This is a genomic window from Exiguobacterium sp. PvP048 (assembly GCF_040549175.1).
GTDB lineage: Bacteria > Bacillota > Bacilli > Exiguobacteriales > Exiguobacteriaceae > Exiguobacterium_A > Exiguobacterium_A artemiae.
Map to the genome: position 1 here is coordinate 187,742 of NZ_JBEPSU010000001.1, position 20,444 is coordinate 208,185.

Annotated in this window: 18 protein-coding genes and 1 pseudogene; 3 read left to right on the forward strand and 16 right to left on the reverse strand. The window is 50.6% G+C overall.

Going from position 1 to position 20,444, the window contains the following annotated elements:
* Position 1 precedes the first annotated feature (1 nt).
* Genes priA through gmk form a run of 4 tightly spaced genes read right to left on the reverse strand, consistent with a single transcriptional unit; the run spans position 2 to position 4,392 of the window.
* Positions 2 to 2,326 (reverse strand): primosomal protein N', encoded by a 2,325-nt coding sequence (priA, locus tag ABIC15_RS00975; protein ID WP_354019521.1) that lies wholly within the window; start codon positions 2,324 to 2,326, stop codon positions 2 to 4.
* A complete protein-coding gene (coaBC, locus tag ABIC15_RS00980) occupies positions 2,323 to 3,513 on the reverse strand; it encodes a bifunctional phosphopantothenoylcysteine decarboxylase/phosphopantothenate--cysteine ligase CoaBC (RefSeq protein WP_354019522.1) in 1,191 nt (396 codons plus the stop codon). Before coaBC ends, priA begins: the two co-directional genes overlap by 4 nt.
* A gap of 56 nt (positions 3,514 to 3,569) precedes the next feature.
* Entirely contained in the window at positions 3,570 to 3,773 is a 204-nt protein-coding gene (gene rpoZ / locus ABIC15_RS00985; RefSeq protein WP_012370799.1) for a DNA-directed RNA polymerase subunit omega, read from the reverse strand.
* Position 3,774: 1 nt separating this feature from the next.
* The gene (gmk, locus tag ABIC15_RS00990) at positions 3,775 to 4,392 is read right to left on the reverse strand and encodes a guanylate kinase (RefSeq protein ID WP_234944616.1); all 618 of its coding nucleotides are present in this window, start codon (positions 4,390 to 4,392) and stop codon (positions 3,775 to 3,777) included.
* A 168-nt stretch (positions 4,393 to 4,560) separates the two neighbouring features.
* Here gmk and ABIC15_RS00995 point away from each other — a divergent pair, with 168 nt between their 5' ends.
* Positions 4,561 to 6,255, forward strand: coding sequence for an Rqc2 family fibronectin-binding protein (locus tag ABIC15_RS00995; protein ID WP_012370801.1), 1,695 nt, complete (start codon positions 4,561 to 4,563; stop codon positions 6,253 to 6,255).
* 59 nt (positions 6,256 to 6,314) lie between these two features.
* On the opposite strand, the gene ABIC15_RS01000 is transcribed toward ABIC15_RS00995, so the two are convergent.
* The 4 genes from ABIC15_RS01000 to ABIC15_RS01015 form a co-directional block, all read right to left on the reverse strand.
* Positions 6,315 to 7,226: an FUSC family protein gene (locus ABIC15_RS01000; protein WP_354019523.1), complete on the reverse strand. Its 912-nt coding sequence runs from the start codon at positions 7,224 to 7,226 to the stop codon at positions 6,315 to 6,317.
* A complete protein-coding gene (locus tag ABIC15_RS01005; protein ID WP_214763827.1) occupies positions 7,223 to 8,122 on the reverse strand; it encodes a DUF4097 family beta strand repeat-containing protein in 900 nt (299 codons plus the stop codon). Before ABIC15_RS01005 ends, ABIC15_RS01000 begins: the two co-directional genes overlap by 4 nt.
* A gap of 205 nt (positions 8,123 to 8,327) precedes the next feature.
* Positions 8,328 to 9,017: a metal-dependent hydrolase gene (locus tag ABIC15_RS01010; protein WP_318928183.1), complete on the reverse strand. Its 690-nt coding sequence runs from the start codon at positions 9,015 to 9,017 to the stop codon at positions 8,328 to 8,330.
* A gap of 40 nt (positions 9,018 to 9,057) precedes the next feature.
* Positions 9,058 to 9,357, reverse strand: a complete 300-nt coding sequence (locus ABIC15_RS01015) for a winged helix-turn-helix transcriptional regulator (protein ID WP_012370805.1) — start codon at positions 9,355 to 9,357, stop codon at positions 9,058 to 9,060.
* A 106-nt stretch (positions 9,358 to 9,463) separates the two neighbouring features.
* On the opposite strand from ABIC15_RS01015, the pseudogene ABIC15_RS01020 reads away from it, so the two are divergent.
* Positions 9,464 to 9,955 (forward strand): annotated as a pseudogene (locus tag ABIC15_RS01020) (lactoylglutathione lyase family protein).
* Between the two features lie 2 nt (positions 9,956 to 9,957).
* Positions 9,958 to 10,929 carry a zinc-binding dehydrogenase gene (locus ABIC15_RS01025; RefSeq protein WP_354019524.1) on the forward strand — a complete coding sequence of 324 codons (972 nt, stop codon included), beginning with the start codon at positions 9,958 to 9,960 and terminating at the stop codon, positions 10,927 to 10,929.
* Between the two features lie 80 nt (positions 10,930 to 11,009).
* On the opposite strand, the gene ABIC15_RS01030 is transcribed toward ABIC15_RS01025, so the two are convergent.
* From ABIC15_RS01030 to ABIC15_RS01065, 8 genes are all read right to left on the reverse strand, one after another.
* On the reverse strand, positions 11,010 to 11,819 hold the full coding sequence (locus ABIC15_RS01030; protein ID WP_012370808.1) for a GNAT family N-acetyltransferase: 810 nt from the start codon (positions 11,817 to 11,819) through the stop codon (positions 11,010 to 11,012).
* Positions 11,820 to 11,918: 99 nt separating this feature from the next.
* Complete coding sequence (gene pyrE, locus ABIC15_RS01035) at positions 11,919 to 12,563, reverse strand: orotate phosphoribosyltransferase (protein WP_012370809.1); 645 nt, start codon at positions 12,561 to 12,563, stop codon at positions 11,919 to 11,921.
* A complete protein-coding gene (gene pyrF, locus ABIC15_RS01040; RefSeq protein WP_354019525.1) occupies positions 12,560 to 13,258 on the reverse strand; it encodes an orotidine-5'-phosphate decarboxylase in 699 nt (232 codons plus the stop codon). Before pyrF ends, pyrE begins: the two co-directional genes overlap by 4 nt.
* Positions 13,233 to 14,162 (reverse strand): dihydroorotate dehydrogenase, encoded by a 930-nt coding sequence (locus ABIC15_RS01045; RefSeq protein WP_012370811.1) that lies wholly within the window; start codon positions 14,160 to 14,162, stop codon positions 13,233 to 13,235. Before ABIC15_RS01045 ends, pyrF begins: the two co-directional genes overlap by 26 nt.
* On the reverse strand, positions 14,159 to 14,890 hold the full coding sequence (locus ABIC15_RS01050) for a dihydroorotate dehydrogenase electron transfer subunit (protein WP_012370812.1): 732 nt from the start codon (positions 14,888 to 14,890) through the stop codon (positions 14,159 to 14,161). The genes ABIC15_RS01045 and ABIC15_RS01050 overlap by 4 nt, the downstream gene beginning before the upstream one ends.
* The gene (gene carB / locus ABIC15_RS01055; RefSeq protein WP_354019526.1) at positions 14,887 to 18,099 is read right to left on the reverse strand and encodes a carbamoyl-phosphate synthase large subunit; all 3,213 of its coding nucleotides are present in this window, start codon (positions 18,097 to 18,099) and stop codon (positions 14,887 to 14,889) included. Before carB ends, ABIC15_RS01050 begins: the two co-directional genes overlap by 4 nt.
* The gene (locus ABIC15_RS01060; RefSeq protein WP_012370814.1) at positions 18,092 to 19,180 is read right to left on the reverse strand and encodes a carbamoyl phosphate synthase small subunit; all 1,089 of its coding nucleotides are present in this window, start codon (positions 19,178 to 19,180) and stop codon (positions 18,092 to 18,094) included. Before ABIC15_RS01060 ends, carB begins: the two co-directional genes overlap by 8 nt.
* On the reverse strand, positions 19,173 to 20,444 hold the full coding sequence (locus ABIC15_RS01065; RefSeq protein ID WP_354019527.1) for a dihydroorotase: 1,272 nt from the start codon (positions 20,442 to 20,444) through the stop codon (positions 19,173 to 19,175). Before ABIC15_RS01065 ends, ABIC15_RS01060 begins: the two co-directional genes overlap by 8 nt.

Genomic DNA, 20,444 nt, shown 5'->3' on the forward strand with positions numbered 1-20,444 from the left:
CTCACATGAATACAAATGGATTTAAATCCACTGTTACTTGGACTTTTTGTTTGATGCGTAACGCAAGCATCGCACGGAGTGCCTCCCGCACTTCTTCTTGACCTTTATGTTTTAAAATCACCTGTTGGCGATACATGTTTTTCAACCGTGCGAGCGGCGCTTCGAGCGGACCGTTGACAACCAAGTCGTCTGATTCCAAATGCCGGAGTTGTCCGGCAATCGCTTCTGCTTCCGCTTGGGCTTCGAGCGGATGAGCCGCTGAAATCGTGATCAATCCTAAAAACCAGAAGGGCGGATGACCGCCTAACTTGCGCAACTGCATCTCCCGCTTATAAAACGCTTCATAGTCGTGCCGTTTTGCCGTCTGGATGACATAATGATCCGGGTTATACGTCTGAATGATCGATTGCCCGGCAAGTGCTCCCCGACCGGCCCGCCCTGAAACCTGTGTGATCAACTGAAACGTTCGTTCACTCGCCCGAAAATCGGGAATTCCGAGTGTGGCATCCGCCGCAATGACACCGACCAGTGTCACATTCGGGAAATCAAGTCCTTTGGCAATCATTTGTGTTCCGAGCAGGATGTTTCCTTCGCCGCGCTCAAACGCATTTAGCAATTTTTCATGCGCCCCTTTGCGTGACGTCGTGTCTTGATCCATCCGAATGATTTTCGCTTCCGGAATTAAATGTGCCAGTTCTTCTTCGATTTTTTGTGTCCCGGTACCGAATTGACGTATTTTCTTTGATTCACAGGATGGACAGGTTTTCGGCATTGCTGCTTCAAATCCACAATAGTGACATTTCAAGCAATCCTGGTGTTGATGATACGTCAGATTGACAGCGCAATGAGGACATTGAAGCGTTTCTCCACAATCCCGGCATAGCACGAATGTCGTGTATCCCCGTCGATTGAGGAGCAAGACCGTCTGTTCGCCCCGCTCGATGCGCTGTTTGATTCCTTCGACGAGCGCGAGGCTGAACGGCGTTCGATTGCCGCGTTCTAGTTCTTTTCGCATATCGATGATCTCGACCGGTGGAAGTTCGCCTCCGAATCGTTCTGTTAGAGGGAGGTAACGATAGACCCCTTTCTGAGAGCGTGCATACGTCTCTAGAATCGGCGTCGCACTTCCAAGGACGACGGGACATTTGTGATATGCCGCTCGCCACGTGGCCACATCCCGGGTATGATACCGCGGATTTTCTTCCTGTTTATACGTCGTTTCATGTTCTTCATCCAAAATGATGACACCGATATTCGTCAACGGTGCAAAAATCGCAGAACGTGCCCCGACCACGACATCAACTTCTCCGTGGGAAATTTTCCGCCATTCATCGTATTTTTCACCTAACGACAGACCGCTGTGCAGCACAGCCACTCGATCCCCGAACCGGCGTTTAAAACGTTTGACCATCATCGGCGTCAAACTGATTTCCGGTACGAGCAAAATCGCTTGGCGCCCCCGCTGAAGCATTGTATGAATCGATTCCAGATAGACTTCCGTTTTCCCGCTGCCGGTCACCCCGTGGAGTAAAAACGTACTCGTCTCTTCCGATGCCGTGATCGCATCGACCGCATCCTGCTGATGTGTCGTCAGGATGGACGGAACAAAGATATCTTGGACGAGATGTTCGTACGGATTGCGATTTACATCAATCGTCTCGACCGTAATGACACCTTTTTTCTCTAAACTGTTAAGGATGCTGACAGTCAAATCCAGTTCATGCATCACTTCACTCCATAACACTTCCGGACGTGCCATCAGATAATCACGGAACAGAATCTGTTTTGTCGCTTGTTTCGATAATTCAATCGTCGAATCGAGCAGACAGATCCGCTTGTCGGTTTTGGACGTCTTCTTTTCTTTGACGATCGGTTGCAATCGGATATCCCCATTTTGGGCAGCCACCAATATCTGTTGTTGGACCTCACTCGGAAACTGGCTGATTTTCTTCTGATTCCAGTGAATCAACCGCGGATTTTCCGCCAAAATCAGTTTATCATAACTGACTTTCAAAGCAGCGGGCAACATCGCAAGTAGTGCCGTTGCCTGATAGCAAAGAGTCGTCTCAGACAGGTAACTCGACAGTTGAAGCAATTCTTCCGTGTACGTCGGTGTCTCATCGAGAACGCGTACAATCGGTTTGATCCGCGCGAGGTCGGTCTCGTCCTTCACGGCAACGACGATTCCAAGCAACGCCCGTGGACCGAACGGCACTTCGACACGCATACCGGGAACAACGAGATCACGCCATAAATCCGGTACTTCATAATCAAAGGGCCGGTCGACCGTCGCCGCAGCGACATCGACGATGACTTCGGCAATCATCGTAATGCCTCCGTGAACTGTTCAATCAATGCGGCTGCCAACCGGGTCTTCGCTTGTTGATCATAATGAACGGCCGGATGATTGTTCCCGTAAACCGTGACTTGATTCTCATCACTTGAAAAACCGATGTCTGTACGGGAGACATCATTTGCGACGATGAAATCCGCCTGTTTTCGAATCAGTTTTTGCTGCGCATGTGTTTCCAGATTTTCAGTTTCGGCTGCAAACCCTACTAAAATCTGGTTTGTCTTCCGCTCACCAAGCGTACGTAAGATATCTGTCGTCTCTTCCAGTTCAATCCGTAACGGTCCGTCAATTTTCTTTTGTTTGCGGTCATACCGGACGGTCGGACGATAATCTGCCACCGCCGCTGCCATGATGACCAGATCCTGTTTGTCATAGTCAGTTAACATCGCTTCAAGCATCTCGTCACCGGACTCGACAGCCTTCGTCGTTATACCGGTCGGCAAGGCTTCTCGAACCGGACCATGAACAAGCGTGACGGTTGCTCCGGCATCCCGGGCCGCTTCTGCAAGTGCAATGCCCATTTTACCGGACGAATCGTTCGTCAAATAACGAACCGGATCAATCCGTTCGACGGTCGGACCGGCACTGATCAGGACATGGCGATTCGCGAGCGGTTTCGGTTGGAACAAGCCGGATAACGTTTCGACCAACTCTTCCGGTTCAGGCAACCGTCCCTTTCCGATCCAGCCACATGCCAAGTTACCGACTCCGGGTGCGATCAAGTGGACTCCGTCTGCCATCAGCCGTTCCATATTTCGCACCGTCGCCGGATGTTCGAGCATATTGACGTTCATCGCCGGAGCAACAACGACCGGACACGTCGCTGCTAAAATCGTCGTCGTAATAAAATCATCGGCGATTCCGTGCGCAAGTTTCGCAATCAGATTCGCCGTCGCAGGAGCCACGACAATCAAATCAGCTTCATCTGCTAAATCGATGTGGGCAATCTTGGATGCATCATGCTCAATGAAGACATCATCATAGACCGGTTTCCGCGTCAGCGCGGCAAACGTCGTTTTCCCGACGAATTGTTGGGCATTCTTCGTCATCGCGACTTGAACGTTCGCTCCGGCCTGAACGAGTTTCGATGCCAAAGCCGCCGCTTTGTACGAGGCGATTCCTCCTCCGACACATAATAAAATGTTACGATTCGTTAGCATGATGAATTCCTCCTTATTGAAAAAAACAGCCACAATGAGGAGTGGCTGCTTCAAAATTAGTCTTGCGGTTGGTTCGTAACCACGACTTCACCAGAAAAGAGTTCTTCGAGCGCTTTTCCGACTGGTTTGTATGATTTCGGGTTCGCTACTTTCACGCGTTTCCCGTCTTGGATTTGACGTGCACGTTTTGCTGCAACCGTCACGATTGTGTATTTCGAAGGGACCGTCTTTTGAAGCTTGTCTACTGATGGATATAACATGTTATTTGACCTCCATGGCTTTTTTATACAAGGACGCAACGCGTTCCCGGCTACAATGTTCTGCAGTGACGATTGCTTGAATTCTGTCACATGCTTTGTGGATCTCGTCATTCGTGACGACGTAATCATAAGCATCCATCATTTCAATCTCTTCTTTCGCGACAAGAAGACGTTGTTTGATGACCTCTTCTGATTCTGTTCCACGCCCGACAAGACGGTTGCGAAGTTCCTGTAAACTTGGCGGAGCCAAAAACAGAAAAACAGCTTCCGGAAAATGTTCCTTCACCTGCATCGCACCCTGTACTTCAATTTCCAAGATGACATCTTTTCCTTCATCTAAGATTTTGTTGACCCATTCGACGGGTGTACCATAATAGTTACCGACAAATTCCGCATGCTCGAGCAATTGGTTGTTCGCAATCATACTTTCGAATTCTTCACGTGTCTTGAAGAAATAATGGACACCGTCCACTTCTCCCTCACGCGGTTTACGTGTCGTACATGACACAGAATAGTGCAAATTATTGTCTTCATCTTCGCGCAAGGCACGGCAAACCGTTCCTTTACCAACACCACTCGGACCAGACAATACGAGTAATAAGCCACGCTCTTTAAAAATCACTTCAGAACCCCTCCATCTAACAAACTTCACATTGTTTCATATTAGCAGTAGAGACAGGAAGTTCGCAAGTGGTCTTTTTCAGCTCGACTGCTTAATCATACCATAACCGGGCACTTTCTGTTACCTTTAGAAAGTGGAAACGAAATCAGGAAAGAAGGTAATATCATGGCTTTTGACGGACTAATGACAACACGTGTCGTCCAGGAACTCCAACCGCTCGTTGGGGCACGGATTAATAAAATACACCAACCGTATGCACTCGATTTAATTTTCAGTGTCCGGGCAGAACGAAAAAACGTGATGTTGCTCGCATCGGCCAATGCGATGTACGCGCGGCTTCATCTGACATCGGAGTCGACGAGCAATCCAAGCGAACCGCCGATGTTTTGTATGATGCTCCGAAAGCATCTCGAAGGCGGCTTCATCGAATCAATCGAGCAGCTCGGACGTGACCGGGTCATCTTAATGCGTGTCCGCTCACGAAATGAACTCGGGGATGAAGAAGCGAAAAAACTGTACATCGAACTGATGGGCCGCCATTCCAACATCCTCCTGACAGATGGACAGGATAAAATCTTGGATGCGATCAAACATCTTCCGCTCAGCCAGAATACATTCCGGACCATCATGCCGGGTCTGCAGTATCACTTGCCGCCGGAACAAGATAAAGTCGATCCTCTGACCGGTGACATCGAACAGACGTTACACCGGATTGATTGGAACGCCGGAAAGATCGACCGTCAGTTATTAGGTTTGTTCAGTGGTTTTTCACCGCAAATCACTGCTGAAATCGTGTCGCGGGCCGGTCTTTCGAACCGGACATCACTTGCAGAGGCCATTCATTCCGTTCTGGATGAACTGACAGGTCCTTATTATTTCCAACGTCTCGCAAACGGGAAGGAACGTTTCTCCCCTGTCGCGTTGCACTACGGGGAAATCGTTGAAGAAAAGACCTTTGCGACAAGCGGAGACGTCCTCGATGCGTTTTTCCACCAGAAATCAAATCGGGATCGCGTCAAACAACAGGCGGCTGACTTGGAGCGTTTCATCAAAAGCGAATATGATAAAAATATTCTGAAACGTACGAAACTCGAACGTGACCTGGCTGCTACCGAAAAGATGGACGAATTGAAACACAAAGGCGAATTATTAACGACCTACCTGTATCAGCTCGAACGCGGTATGAAAGAGGCGACGGTCGTCGATTATTATGACGAAGACGGGAAGGAAATTACGATTTCCCTTGATCCCCGCTTTTCACCGAACGAAAATGCCCAGCGGTACTACAAACGTTACAACAAACTGAAGACTGCTAAAATCGAAGTCGCGAAGCAGCTCGAGAAAAACCAGCTCGAAATCAATTATTTTGAGTCGCTACTGGCACAACTCGATGTCGCTTCTCCGGAGGATATTCGAGAGATGCGGGAAGAGCTCGTCGAAGAAGGATACGTCCGGGAACGCAGCAAAAAGAAAAAGAAACCTCTTATCCCTAAACTTGAGGCCTACCAATCTTCGACCGGGATTCCATTTTTTGTCGGCAAAAACAACAAACAAAATGATTATGCGACGTTTAAATTCGGACGCCGGTCCGAGACATGGTTGCATACAAAAGATATCCCCGGTTCACATGTCATCATCCGCAGTGACCAGCCGGATGAGACCACATTAAAAGAAGCCGCGGTGGTCGCCGCCTATTATTCCAAGGCCCGGGAATCGAGCCAGGTGCCGGTCGATTTCACAGAACTCCGTTACGTCAAAAAACCGAGTGGTGCCAAACCGGGATTCGTCATCTATACGGATCAAACGACACTTTACGTCACTCCAGATGCCGATCTTGTCCAGTCATTGCGGACACCTTAAAAAAAAACGTCGTCTTCGCTCTTTTTCAATTGATAAAGATTCACGAGGACGACGTTTTTTTATTTCATTTTTTCCAGCTGTTCTCGGTAATCGAGCAAATGACCGTTGATGATATCGTCCACTTCACTGACTTCCTGGTCAAAGCTGAACATCGGCTGATCCCGGTCGTGTGAAAAAATCACATCATAATGATGGCTGAGCAGAAAATCGATTTCTTGTCCGAGTATCTTCTCCTGCTCGTCTGACATCGGCAAGTCGCGATGACTGGCGATACTTTCAAGCAGTAACAGAAGTTTGTCCTCCAGATTAACCAGCTGCTTCAATTGAATGAATGCTTTACTCTGACCGCTGGCGACAAGCGGATATTTCTGATCCTCCTGCAGCATGATAATCATTTCCTCATGCTTTAAAACCTGTTTGCGGACTGTCAGTAATTTTGCATCGTCTTTGACCAGACTGCGCCAGTCCTCCATCAATTGTTTGGTCGTCTTTTTGACGAATAACAGTAAACGGTCTTCATAGTGAGGAGGAAACACGATGTAGTTGACGGCGACTGCGGATAAGACACCGACGACCGTCAATAAGGAACGCGTCAATGCATAATGGACATAGTCAGCGGTCGGACTTTCAAACATCAGCACGATGGCAAAAGCGGCAAACGTCGACATGTCGGTCCGTCCAATCATCGAGTTGAAGACAAGCGACACGATGACGGCCAACCCGATCGTCAACGGATTCGCTCCGAGGGTCGCGACGACCGCGAGTCCACAGACTAAACCGAGAATCGTCCCTAAAATCCGGTTGAAGACGATTTTAAACGACCGGTGAATCGTCGGTTGCATGGCGACGATTGCGGCAACCGCTCCCATACCGGAATAAATTCCGAAGACATACCAAGAAAAACTGAGGGCAATCGCTACAGCGATTCCGGTCTTGATTGTCCGGAGACCAATCCGAAATTGGAATTTCACTCGAGCGTCACCTGCCCGACTTCACTTTCGACAGTCACTTCCGGTTTTTCTTGTTTCGACAACTCAAATAAAGCGGTATCGTCGTCTTTTCGTTTCGTATACCGGTCTGACGCTTTGATGTCACCTTCCGTCGTTACAGCAATCGTACCGGCCGCTTTTGTTGGTTTCAATCGAACCGGGCCGTCAATCGTCGAGACGGATAAATCCAGTTTGGCACCGTATTCGGATAAGTTAACCGATTCTGCAGTTACTTCCGCATGGACGGCATTCATGTTCGTTGCTTTGACGTTACCTTGAGCTGTCAGGACGATATCGTCGGCATCCATTTTGTTTATATCCATCATCTCAGCCGACATCCGGATTGATTTCGCATACACACCCATTCCTTTAATGGACCGAGCGTCAACATCGATTCGATTCATGTAGTTCGGTAATCCGACTTGAATCGAAAAATCACCCGGCTTCTCACTCGGACGGTTCCCGAGTCGTGCGGCAAATCCGTCTCGCCCTGTCACTGTCAATGTATTTCCTGACGTCCCGATCTTTAATCGTTTTTGACTTGACGCACTATCAACCAATTTCAATTGAACGTTTCCGTCCGTACTCCGGACAAAGTTGATTGTACCGTTCGGTGCGTCGATCTGAAGCGTTTTATACCGGTTTGTTGTTTTAAACGCTTCTCCCCTTGATAAGGAATCCGTCGTCAAAAATAAGGTCACCGTATATAAAATCATCAGACTTAAGATAACCGAACCGTAGACGATGAGCGGGCGGCGAATCGGTTTACGGGCACCGATCCGGTCGAATGAAGCCGTCATTTTCCGCCGTTTGTCTTTTAGTCGCGTAAACGATGATTGTTTCCGCTTTCGTTCTGTTCTGCTTGTGTTCTCCTCCATTGGTCTACCTCCATCCAATTCTCTCCCATTATTCCGAATTTATGATTCGTCTGTCAACATTCCTTCTTTATCATACGAAATTGTTCACATAATACCATCGGGCGGAAGATGGAGCATGACAAAAAACGAATCATTCTTTCCAAGCTTCCGGAAGAATGATTCGTTTTTAACAGTGCAAACCGGTCTGACTGGTTTGCACTGTTAATTACAGTTCGATTGACTCATCGATTTTCAAGGCTTGACCGGTTTGGCCTTGCGCTTCCAAATTCGCACAGAAAGCCGCGGCATCCTGCTTGATGAGATCAAACGTGTCGTAATGGACCGGCACAACCGTTTTCGCCTGTAACATGTCTGCTGCCACCAAGGCATCATCCGGACCCATCGTATAGTTATCACCGATCGGCAGGAACGCAAGATCGATGTCGTAATGTGCACCGTAGAGCGCCATATCACCAAACAGTGCCGTATCTCCCGCATGATAGATGACTTTATCTTCAATCGTCAATAAGAAGCCGGCCGGCATTCCCATGTACGTGATCGTCTGTTTTTCTTCATCGATGATGCTTGAAGAATGGAACGCCTGCGTCATTTTGACTTTTCCGAACGGAAACTCAAACTGTCCGCCGAGATTCATCGGATGAACATTCAATCCTTTAAAGCTCAGGTACGTCGCCAGTTCATGTGTCGCGACAATCGTCGCGCCTGTCGCTTTGGCGATGTCTTCGGCATCCAGCATATGATCGGCATGCGCATGCGTTAACAGGATAAAGTCTGCTTTGACGTCTTCCGGTTTTGTCATCGCCTGATCGTTGCCGCTGAAAAACGGATCAATGACGATGTGGTGCCCGTTCGTTTCGATCGTGACAGTAGACTGCCCGTGATAAGTCAGTTTCATCTAAAAGGACCTCCTGAGATTAGTGGTATCAACAAAGAATTTAGTTCCCTTCTCCCCAGGCGCATAAACCTTTTATCGCAGGTTGCAGCGTATAAGCGGCATCTGTCAACCGGTACTCGACATGTAAGACAGCTTCGTCGAATTCGATCCGTTCGACCATTCCGAGCCGTTCAAGTTCTTTCAATTGATCGGTCAACACTTTCCGTGAAATACCGGGAATTGCGCGTTGCAGTTCTAAAAAACGTTTCGGACCATCTTCTAACGTGCAATATAACTGTGGACGCCATTTTCCGCCGATGATGGCGAGCGCCCGATTGACTGGGAACTGTTCTGTCGTCATTGCTTTTGTCTCTCCTTCAGGTAGTTACTTCAAAGTGCGTACTATGCAGTCGAGTGTATCGTAAGTTATCGTAATCGTAAATCAAAAAGCAAAGGAGTTGGATGTTATGACGTACCCACGTAATTTCTCACACATCGGACTGTCTGTTCCGAATCTAGAACAAGCTATCTCATTTTACTCGGAGGTGATGGGCTGGTATATCATCATGGAACCGTCGGACGTCGTCGAGGATGACTCACCGATCGGGGTCATGTGTACGGATGTCTTTGGCGCCGGCTGGGGAAAATTCCGGATTGCTCATATGGCGACCGGCGACCGGGTCGGAATCGAGTTATTTGAATTCCCGAACAATGAACAACCAGACAACAATTTCGAATTCTAGAAGACCGGCATTTTTCATTACGCCATTCAGGATCCGGATATCGAGGGCATGGTCGAAAAAATTGTTGCCCATGGTGGTAAACAACGGATGCCGATTCGCGAATATTATCCGGGTGAAAAACCTTACCGGATGGTCTATTGCGAAGACCCGTTCGGTAACCTGGTCGAACTGTATTCCCACTCATATGAACTGACGTATTCGGAAGGAGCGTATTAATGATGAAAGCATGGTTAAACCACACAGGTGAAGCAATTGATCAATGGACGTTCGAGGAGATCGAAACGCCGACGCCCGGTGCAGGTCAGGCGTTGATCCGCGTCAAGTCAGTTGCCTTGAACCCCGTCGATTACAAAGCAATCAAAAATCCGGCCTGGACGTATCCGCATGTGCCGGGTGTCGATTTAACCGGTATCGTCGAACAAACAGGACCGAATGTAACGGGTATCAAAGTCGGAGAACGTATCGCCGTTCATACGAATCTTCAAAAAAACGGGGCATTTGCGGAATATGCCGTCGTCGATGCCCGTGCGTTGGCGAAAATTCCGGATGCTGTCAGCTTTTCGGAGGCAGCTGCCATTCTCTGCGCCGGTATGACAGCCTATGAAGCCATCATTCAAAAGATGAACACGACAGGTAAAGAGACCATCCTGATTCATGCCGGAGCCGGTGGTGTCGGCGGAATCGGGATTCAGCTCGCGAAACGACTCGGACTTGCCGTCGCGACGACGGCCTCGACAGAGAATCATGACTGGGTCAAGAAGCTTGGTGCTGATCTTGCCATCGACTATAAAACAGAAAATGTGACGGAAGTCATCCGCGACTGGACGAACGGTCGTGGTGCGGATCTGATTTTCAATACAGTAGGTCGAGATGAAGCGACCGCTGATCTTGGACGACTCGCTTTTTCCGGACAACTGGCTTTCATCGCCGGCGGTCCCGATCAATCGGTCGTTAAACCGTTTACGCTCTCACCATCCATCCATGAAGTCGCACTCGCTGCTGCTTATGCAAGCGAAGACGACCGGGCCATCCGGAATCTCGGTCATATGGCAGATGAGCTTTTGAAACTGGTTGCTGCAAAAGAACTGGACCCGCTCGTTACGGAAGAGATTCCGGCGGCAGATCTTGTCAAAGGCTTACAGCGGCTGTCTGAACGACATGTCCGCGGAAAGCTCATCGCAACATTCTAAAATCTGTATACAAAAAGCAGAGATATTTTCCTTCATTCAAGGAGAGTATCTCTGCTTTTTGTTTGTATGTCGTCAGCCGGTCATTGGTATTTCGGACGTTTCGTGATTTGCATGGAACGTCCGGCGAGTTCAAATCCGACTGCCTGATAGATTTTGTTTGATGTTTTATTGGACCAGTCCGTGTAGAGCGATACCATCGGATACTGTTGTAACAGATGTTCGGACAGACAGGCCACGAGATAAGACGCAATCCCTTGTTTTCGCCATTTTGGTGGGGTGAAGACATAGGAAATCGTCACACCGGAAGCAGTTGGCCGACTCGATGAAGCCATTGCCAATAACTGTTCCCCGTCAAACAAACCAAATAATGTTTCGGCTTCAATGTGTTTACGTATCGTTTGCTCATTCTTCAAACGACTGCGTTCCGTCGCCGGCAGGGCACCGGTCTCCTGTATGAACGACCAACCGAACGCAACAGCCTGTGGTGCAAACCGTTCCTCGATCAATCGGAATTCGTAGTCAAGCGTCACAGGAGGAATGACCGTCGTCAATGTATAAATCCCTTGATCCATCTTAATTTGAAACGGACTGTGCGAAGCAAGCAACGGCTCGATGATCGCCTGCTCTCCGACATATCCGGGACAGTTCAAAATCCGCGATAATTTTCGGATTCCTTCGTATGTAAAGACATCACCTGCTAAGATGGCCTGTTCTTCAATCGTTTGCAGCACGACAATCGTCCGGTCCCCTTCTTCTGCAATCGCCATTAAAATCGGAACATCACCCCGTTCGAGTATCCCGAGCGGTAACTGATGGACATCGGGTCGTCGTTCAAGCAACGGAATCGCCACCTGTTTGAAACTCTCATAATCACGATAATGGGTCAACATCTGAAAACAGCTCCTTTTCTTTGTTTTCAGTGTATCAAAAAAAAGAACGCATGACGGACGATTCAAATCTTTTCCGCCATGCTCGGTTGAGTTTCCTGATTATGAATTCTGTTTCGTTCCGATCAGGAAAGATTCACTCCACTTCACCGGATCAATCGACCAGGTTTGTAATCCTTCCTGCTCTTCTTTTGAAATATAGGCGGTCTCGACAGCCGTCTCCAGTAATTCCGTGAACGTCAGTAAAGCATCAGCTTCCACTCCGGCGGCCGTTAAGTTTTCCTTCAGTCGGGTCATCCCGTAAGAGAAAATCGCCTGAATCCGGATGACTGAAGCACCGGCGGCTTCGACGGCTTGCGTCGCTTCAATCGAAGACATCCCCGTCGACAACAAGTCTTCGACGACGATGACACGTTGTCCGGCCTGCAAACGCCCTTCAATCTGATTTCCTTTCCCGTGTCCCTTCGCACTTCCCCGGATGTACACCATCGGGAGACCAAGTCGTTCCGCGACGAGCGCCGCATGCGGAATACCGGCTGTCGCCGTCCCGGCGATGACGTCGGCGTTTAACGGCCGGATTCGTTCCGCCAATTTGTCGGCAATCAAAGTCCGGACCGCCGGACTCGATAAAGTCAGCCGGTTATCACAATAAATCGGCGAACGTAATCCGCTTGCCCATGTATAAGGAGCCGTCGGTGCCAACGTGACCGCTTCGATTTCAAGTAATGCCTGTGCGAGTTGATTCATTGTTTAATCCCCTTCCATTCTGAGAGCAATCCTTCATAAACGACTTTCGGATCTTTTGCCTGTGTGACGGCACGTCCGATGACGAGATCCGTTGCCCCGTTCCGGCGTGCATCCGTTACTGTCGCAATCCGTTTTTGGTCATTCGCATCCGTCCCGTTCGGCCGGATTCCCGGCGTGACAAGTTGGAAGCCGGAGCGGCAGGTTGCTTTGATATGTGTCGTATCCAGAGCCGAGCACACGACTCCGTCAAGACCGGCCTGGTCGGCTTCGCGGGCATAATGGGCAACGACTTCGTCCATCGCATGTGGAATCATCAGATCGGTTAACATGTCTTGATCCGTTGAGGTCAGTTGGGTGACGGCAATCAGCCGTGTCTTGGGCGACGTCTCGCGTAGTCCGGCAAGGGCTGCCTCCATCATCGCTTTCCCGCCTGCAGCGTGGACATTTGTCAGTTCAACACCGAGTTGACCAATGACACGCATCGTCCGCCGGGCAGTCTCCGGAATGTCATGGACTTTTAAATCGAGAAAGACATCATGTCCTTGCCGGACCAAATGACGGACAAAGGCGGGACCTTCCGCATAATACAGCTCCATCCCGACTTTAAGTGCCGGCCGGTGTGGTGCCAATTTTTCTAAAAACCGTTCGACTTGATCGGCTGACTGAAAATCAAGCGCGATGTAAAGTTGCTCCATATGCTTTCCCCCTGATATCCATGATGTGTTCGATGCCCAACTCGTCCATCCGTTTTGGTAAATCCGTAATCAATTCCTGACAAATGAACGGATTGACGAAATTGGCCGTGCCGATTGCTACTGCCGATGCTCCTGCATAAATCATCTCCAGCACATCATCCACTTCCATGACACCGCCCATCCCGATGATGGGAATCGTGACGACTTGGGCGACGTCGTGAATCATCCGGACGGCGACCGGTTTAATGGCCGGTCCGGACAAACCGCCGATCCGGTTGGCCAAAATCGGCTGACCCGTCCGAACGTCGATCCGCATCCCGACCAGTGTATTGATCATCGTCAGTCCATCCGCTCCCGCCTGTTCAACCGCTTGGGCCATCTCGACGATCGATGTGACGTTCGGCGATAATTTGACATAAACCGGCTTTTCGGACACTGCCTTGACACGTCTCGTCAGCTCGGCTGCCATCTGTGGATCCGTTCCGAACTGTAATCCGCCGGACTTGACGTTCGGGCAGGAGATATTCAGTTCGATGGCTTTGACGACCGGATCACGGCTGATTCGTCTTGTGACGTCTTCGTATTCTTCCGGCGTTGACCCGGCTACGTTCGCGATGATTTCGGTATCAAACTGACGGAGGAACGGTAACTTCTGTGCAATGATTCCTTCCACTCCGGGATTTTGTAAGCCGATTGCATTCAGCATGCCCATTCCGCTTTCCGCGACGCGCGGTGTCGGATTCCCGTACCGTTCTTCTCCGGTCGCCGCTTTGATCATGATGCCGCCAAGCACCGATAAGTCATACAGCTTGGCAAACTCTTCGCCGAATCCGAAACATCCGGATGCCGGAATGATCGGGTTTTTTAAATTCAGACCGGGCAAGACCACTTGCAAACGATTCATAGGATCACCTCTTCCGCCCGGAAGACCGGACCATCAGAACAGGTTTTGACATAATGCCCGTCCGGTGTCGGACAGACACAAGCGAAACAGGCTCCGATACCGCATCCCATCCGGTTCTCAATCGATAAAAACTTGTGTTCGACCGGCACCTGCTGGATCGAACGTAACATCGGTTCCGGCCCACAGGCGAATAACGTATCAAACCGGCTGCTGTCGAGCGCGGCGGTTACGAATCCTGCGATGCCCGCTGTCCCGTCGACGGTCGTCACGGTCGTCGGACCAAGCTTTTGAAACTCAGCTTCATAAAAGACGCTGTCTGCCGTATCAAATCCTAAAATCGCTTCGCAGGCAATTCCCCGTTCGACCAACCGACGCATTGTATAGTAGAGCGGCGGAACACCAATCCCTCCCCCGACTAAGACGATCTTCGCCTCACGCGCAACGTGTTCGACCGGAAATCCGTTTCCGAGCGGACCGAGCGCATCGATTTGATCGCCGGCACGGAGACGGGCCAGTTCTTTTGTGCCTTGACCAATTTCTTTGAATAAAAACGTGATTAAATCTCCTTCCACGTTGGCAATCGAGATGGGACGACGTAACAATGGACCAACCCGTAAATGCATGAATCGACCTGGTTCGATAGCCGTCGCGTCAGGCCGGCGACAGATTAACTCTGTCGCGCCTTTTGCGATTTCCCGGCGTGAAACAACTGTCAGGAGTTGAATCATCGAGCCACCGCCTTTTTCATGTAATCGAACGGCTGAATCGCGCTCGCTTCAAAGGACAGACTTTCAATGACCCGCAACAACGCTTCCGCTGTATCGAGAGAAGTCAGGCAGACGACATTGTTTTCTGCTGCCGCCCGGCGGATGATGAAGCCGTCTTTCGTGACTTGTGAATCCCGGCTCATCGTATTGATGACATATTCGACTTCTGCTTTTTCAATCCATTCGAGCATCGATCCTTGTTCCGAACCGAGTTTGCCGACGACTTGAACACGCAATCCGTGTTCTTCCAGGACGCTGGCTGTTCCGGCCGTGGCAAGCAGCGTAAACCCGAGTGCCGTAAAGCGTTTGGCGAGATCAAGCATCTCTTGTTTGTCCTGATCCGCTACTGTCAGCAGCACCCGGCCGTGTTCCGGAATCGCCATTCCGGAAGCAATCAGTCCTTTATAAAGGGCTTTTTCAAGTGTCCGGTCCGTTCCGATGACTTCGCCGGTCGACTTCATCTCCGGTCCAAGCGACGGATCCACTTCTTTCAGCTTCGCAAAGGAGAAGACCGGTACTTTAACAGAAACCAGTTTTTCTTCCGGTAAAACACCGCTCATCAATCCGTAAGACGCAAGTGTATCGCCTAAGATGACGTTCGTCGCGAGACGTGCCACCGGCAACCCTGTCACTTTTGAGATGAACGGAACAGTCCGGCTTGCCCGCGGGTTGACTTCCAGCACATACAGTTCTCCGTCAGCAAAGACAAATTGGATATTGAGCAATCCTTTGATCCGGAAGGCCTTGGCAATGCGTGTCGTGTAATCGACAATCAACTCCTTGATCGCTTGCGGTACCCGTTGCGGCGGATAGACCCCGATCGAATCACCCGAGTGAACGCCAGCCCGTTCGATATGTTCCATGATGCCCGGTATGACGACATCTGTTCCGTCGCAAATCGCATCCACCTCAAGCTCCATTCCCGTCAAGTAACGGTCGACGAGCACCGGACGTTCCGGTGAGGCGATGACGGCATGTTTCATATAATGCTCCAGTTCCTGTTCTCCGTAGACGATTTCCATCGCGCGTCCACCAAGGACATACGACGGGCGGACGAGGACGGGATAGCCAAGCTCGCTTGCCGCTGCTGTTGCCTCTGTGACTGTAACGGCTGTTTTTCCGGGAGGCTGCGGAATATCGAGCTGTGTCAGGGCTGCTTCAAACTGTTTCCGGTCTTCTGCCCGGTCGAGATCTTCAAGTGACGTTCCGAGGATCTTCACGCCCTCGGCTTCCAGTGATTCCGCGAGATTAATCGCCGTCTGACCGCCGAATTGGACGATAACACCGATTGGCTGTTCGTTTCGGATGACTTCGAGTACGTCTTCCGTCGTCAATGGTTCAAAATAGAGCCGGTCGGAAATCGAAAAATCGGTTGAAACCGTCTCCGGATTATTGTTGACGATGATGGCTTCGTATCCGGCTTCACGAATCGCTTGGATCGAATGGACGGTGGCATAGTCAAATTCCACCCCTTGTCCGATTCGGATCGGTCCGGAACCGAGGACAAGAATCGATGGCCGTGTCGTCGGAACCGCTTCATTTTCGACTTCGTATGTTCCGTAGTAATACGGTGTGTCGGAGGCAAATTCCGCAGCACACGTGTCGACCATTTTATAGACGGGATGGAGTCCAGATTCGTTGCGGATCTGCCTGATTGCCGTCTCGGTCTGTTGCGTGATCCGGGCGAGCATCTGGTCACTGAAGCCGTAACGTTTTGTATGACGGAGGCGTTCAGGTGTCAACCCGTGCTTGACGATGTCTTGTTCGATCCGGTGGATATGCTGCAGTTTTTCCAGGAACAACCGGTCGATGCTCGTCCATTCGTGCAGTTGTTCGACGGTATGACCACGTTCGATGCCGGCATACAGGGCAAACAGGCGTTCATCTGTCGCTTTGATGATATGACGGTGCAGGTCGGCTTCATTCATCTCAGCAAAACGGTTCATGTGCAAGTCCGCTTGTCCGATTTCAAGCGAACGAACCGCTTTCAGCAAAGCTTCCTCCATCGTCCGGCCCATGGCCATGACTTCACCTGTCGCTTTCATCTGGGTACCGAGCGTCCGGTCGGCCGATTCAAATTTATCAAACGGCCAGCGGGGAATTTTGGCGACGACATAGTCAAGTGCCGGTTCGAACGAGGCAAAACTCGTTTCCGTAATTGGATTTTTTAATTCGGATAAGGCATACCCGACGGCGATCTTGGCAGCCAGTTTGGCAATCGGATACCCCGTCGCTTTTGAAGCCAGTGCTGACGAACGTGAGACACGCGGATTGACTTCAATGACATAATACGTGAAGCTGACCGGATCGAGGGCGAACTGGATGTTACATCCGCCTTCGATTCCGAGGGCACGGATGATATCAAGCGATACATTCCGCATCATCTGATAATCACGGTCGGATAATGTTTGGGTCGGGGCAAAGACGATTGAATCCCCCGTGTGGACACCAACCGGATCAAAGTTTTCCATCGCACAGACGATGATTGCCTGGTTCGTCGCGTCCCGCATGACTTCGAACTCGACTTCTTTCATGCCGGCAATCGATTTTTCCAGTAAGACTTGGGTCGCCGGACTGGCTTTCAGTCCACCTTCGACAATCCGGATGAACTCATCCATCGTTTCGGCGATACCACCGCCGGTTCCACCGAGTGTATAGGCTGGTCGAATGATGATCGGCAGACCGATCTTCGCACAGAACTGCTCAGCTTCTTCGACCGTATGCACGATTTCACTTTCCGGTACACCGTGACCGAGTTTAAACATCAATTTTCTGAACAAATCACGATCTTCCGCTTCCTCGATTGCCGTCAGTTTCGTCCCGAGCAGTTCGACGCCGTATTCGGCGAGCACACCGAGTCGATCCAGTTCAACGGCGAGATTCAGTCCCGTTTGTCCGCCGAGTGTCGCGAGTAACGCATCTGGACGTTCTTTCCGAATGATGCGGGCAACAAACTCTGCTTGCAACGGTTCGATGTAGACCCGATCCGCTACAGTCGGATCCGTCATGATGGTGGCGGGATTCGAGTTGACGAGAACGACTTCGTACCCTTCCTCTTTCAAGGCTTGGCAGGCTTGTGTTCCGGCATAATCAAATTCTGCTGCTTGTCCGATGACGATTGGACCGGATCCGATAACGAGAATCTTTTGAATATCTTGACGTTTAGGCATGAGAGACCTCCTGTTGGTTCGTGATTTCTGTTAAAAACTGATCGAATAAATCGTTGGCATCCATCGGTCCGGGAGAAGCTTCTGGATGATATTGGACCGAAAAGACGGGATGTGTCGTATGGCGGATTCCTTCGACGGTTCCATCATTGATCGCCCGGTGCGTCAGCTTGAGATTCAATCCGGCAAGCGACTGGTCCTCCACGGCATACCCATGATTTTGTGAGGTGATGCTGACTTGTCCCGTCCGAAGATCTTCGACCGGATGATTCGCTCCCCGGTGACCGAACGGCAGCTTAAATGTGTCTGCGCCATGTGCTAAGGCAATCAGTTGATGACCGAGACAGATGCCGAAGATGACAACTTGTCCCGTCAGTTCCTGAATCAAGGGAATGGCGGTCGGAACATCTTTTGGATTCCCGGGACCGTTTGATAACATCACACCGTCCGGCATGTAACGCAAGACGTCTTTTGCCGTCACGTCGTGCGGGACGACGACGACTTCACAGCCGCGTCGGACGAGCTCGCGGATAATGCCCAGTTTCGCGCCGAAATCGACCAGGACGATTCTCGGACCGGCACCCGGAATGACATAGGCCCGTTCCGTCGAAGCCCGTTTGACCTGATCGGTCGCAAGCGCCATTTGCTTGAGCCGCTCCAGTTGCTCGGTCAAATCGTACGTACCGTCAACGAGCAGTCCCCGCATAACACCCTTTGACCGCAGATGCCGCGTCAATTGCCGCGTATCGATGCCGGTTAAGCCGGGAATGTTGAATTCTTCCAAAGCCGTCGCAAGAGATGTCTGCGAGCGGAAGTTCGATGGCGTATGACAGACTTCCCGGACAATCAGTGCTTTCGCAAGCGGTCGGGTCGTTTCATAGTCGTCGCGGTTCATTCCATAGTTGCCGATCAACGGATTCGTTAACACAATCATTTGATCGCAGTAAGACGGATCGGATAACATCTCCTGGTATCCGGTCATCCCGGTCTGGAAGACCACCTCTCCCATCGTCACCTCGCTTGAACCAAACGCTTCTCCTTCAAATACCATTCCATCCTCTAAAATCAACGTCCGTTTAGACATGTGCTTTTTCCCCCTTGAATACGATTTCTCCACCGACGAGTGTCAGGACCGGATAACCGGTTAGTGATGCTCCGGCAAACGGAGTATTTTTTCCTTTTGAGAGGAACTGGTCCGGTTGTACCGCGCGGACCGTCTCGAGATCAAGCAGGACAAGATCGGCGGGCGCCCCGACTTCAATCCGTCCGAACGGCAAGTCAAACAAATCGGCCGGATTACGCGACATCCAGTCGAATAACTGATTCAGCGTAAAGATGCCGGGTTCGATCAGTTTCGTATAGAGCAGCGGAAAGGCCGTTTCAAATCCGGTAATCCCGAACGGTGCTCGTTCGATGCCGAGTGCTTTTTCCTCCGCGGCATGCGGCGCATGGTCCGTCGCGATGCAATCAATCGTTCCGTCCTGCAGTCCTGCAAGCAACGCTTGGCGATCCGCTTCGCTCCGAAGCGGTGGATTCATCTTGAAGTTCGGATCGCGTCCGATGATATCGTCTTCCGTCAACACTAAATGGTGCGGCGTAACTTCTGCCGTCACCCGAATTCCCGCCCGTTTTGCATCCCGGATGACCCGGACGGATTCCTTTGTCGAGACGTGGCAGACATGATAATGACAGCCGGTCGCTTCCGCAATCAAGACATCCCGGGCGATATGAATGCTTTCTGCCAGTGACGGAATCCCTTGCAATCCTTCCCGTGCACTGTATGCCCCTTCATGGACACAGCCTGCTTTCAGCGAATCATCTTCACAATGGGCGATGATACTTTTATGGACGGCGGCGGCGCGTGTCATCGCTTCCCGCATAACGGCGGCACTTTGGACGCCGACTCCATCGTCCGTGAAGGCAAAGGCATCAGTCAGTTGTTCAAATGCGACGAGTTCCTGCCCTAGCTGATTTTTTGAAATCGCCGCATAAGGGAAAACACGGACAGATGCCGTTTCTTCAATCTTTTTAAAGAGCGCATCCAGCGTCTCGCGGTCGTCCGGAACCGGTCGCGTGTTCGGCATCGGACAAATCGTTGTAAATCCGCCGGCTGCCGCTGCTGCTGTTCCGGTCGCAATCGTCTCTTTATGTTCGCCGCCCGGTTCGCGTAAATGAACATGAACATCCACAAATCCCGGTGCCACCGTGTATCCCGTGGCATCAATCACCTGATCCGTCTCAAGTGGTGTCGCATCAAGATCCGTAAAAATACCGTCCTCCATGCGAATACTCGACTTTTGCAGTTGCCCGTTTTTATACCATGTTGCATGATCAATTCGAATCGCCAT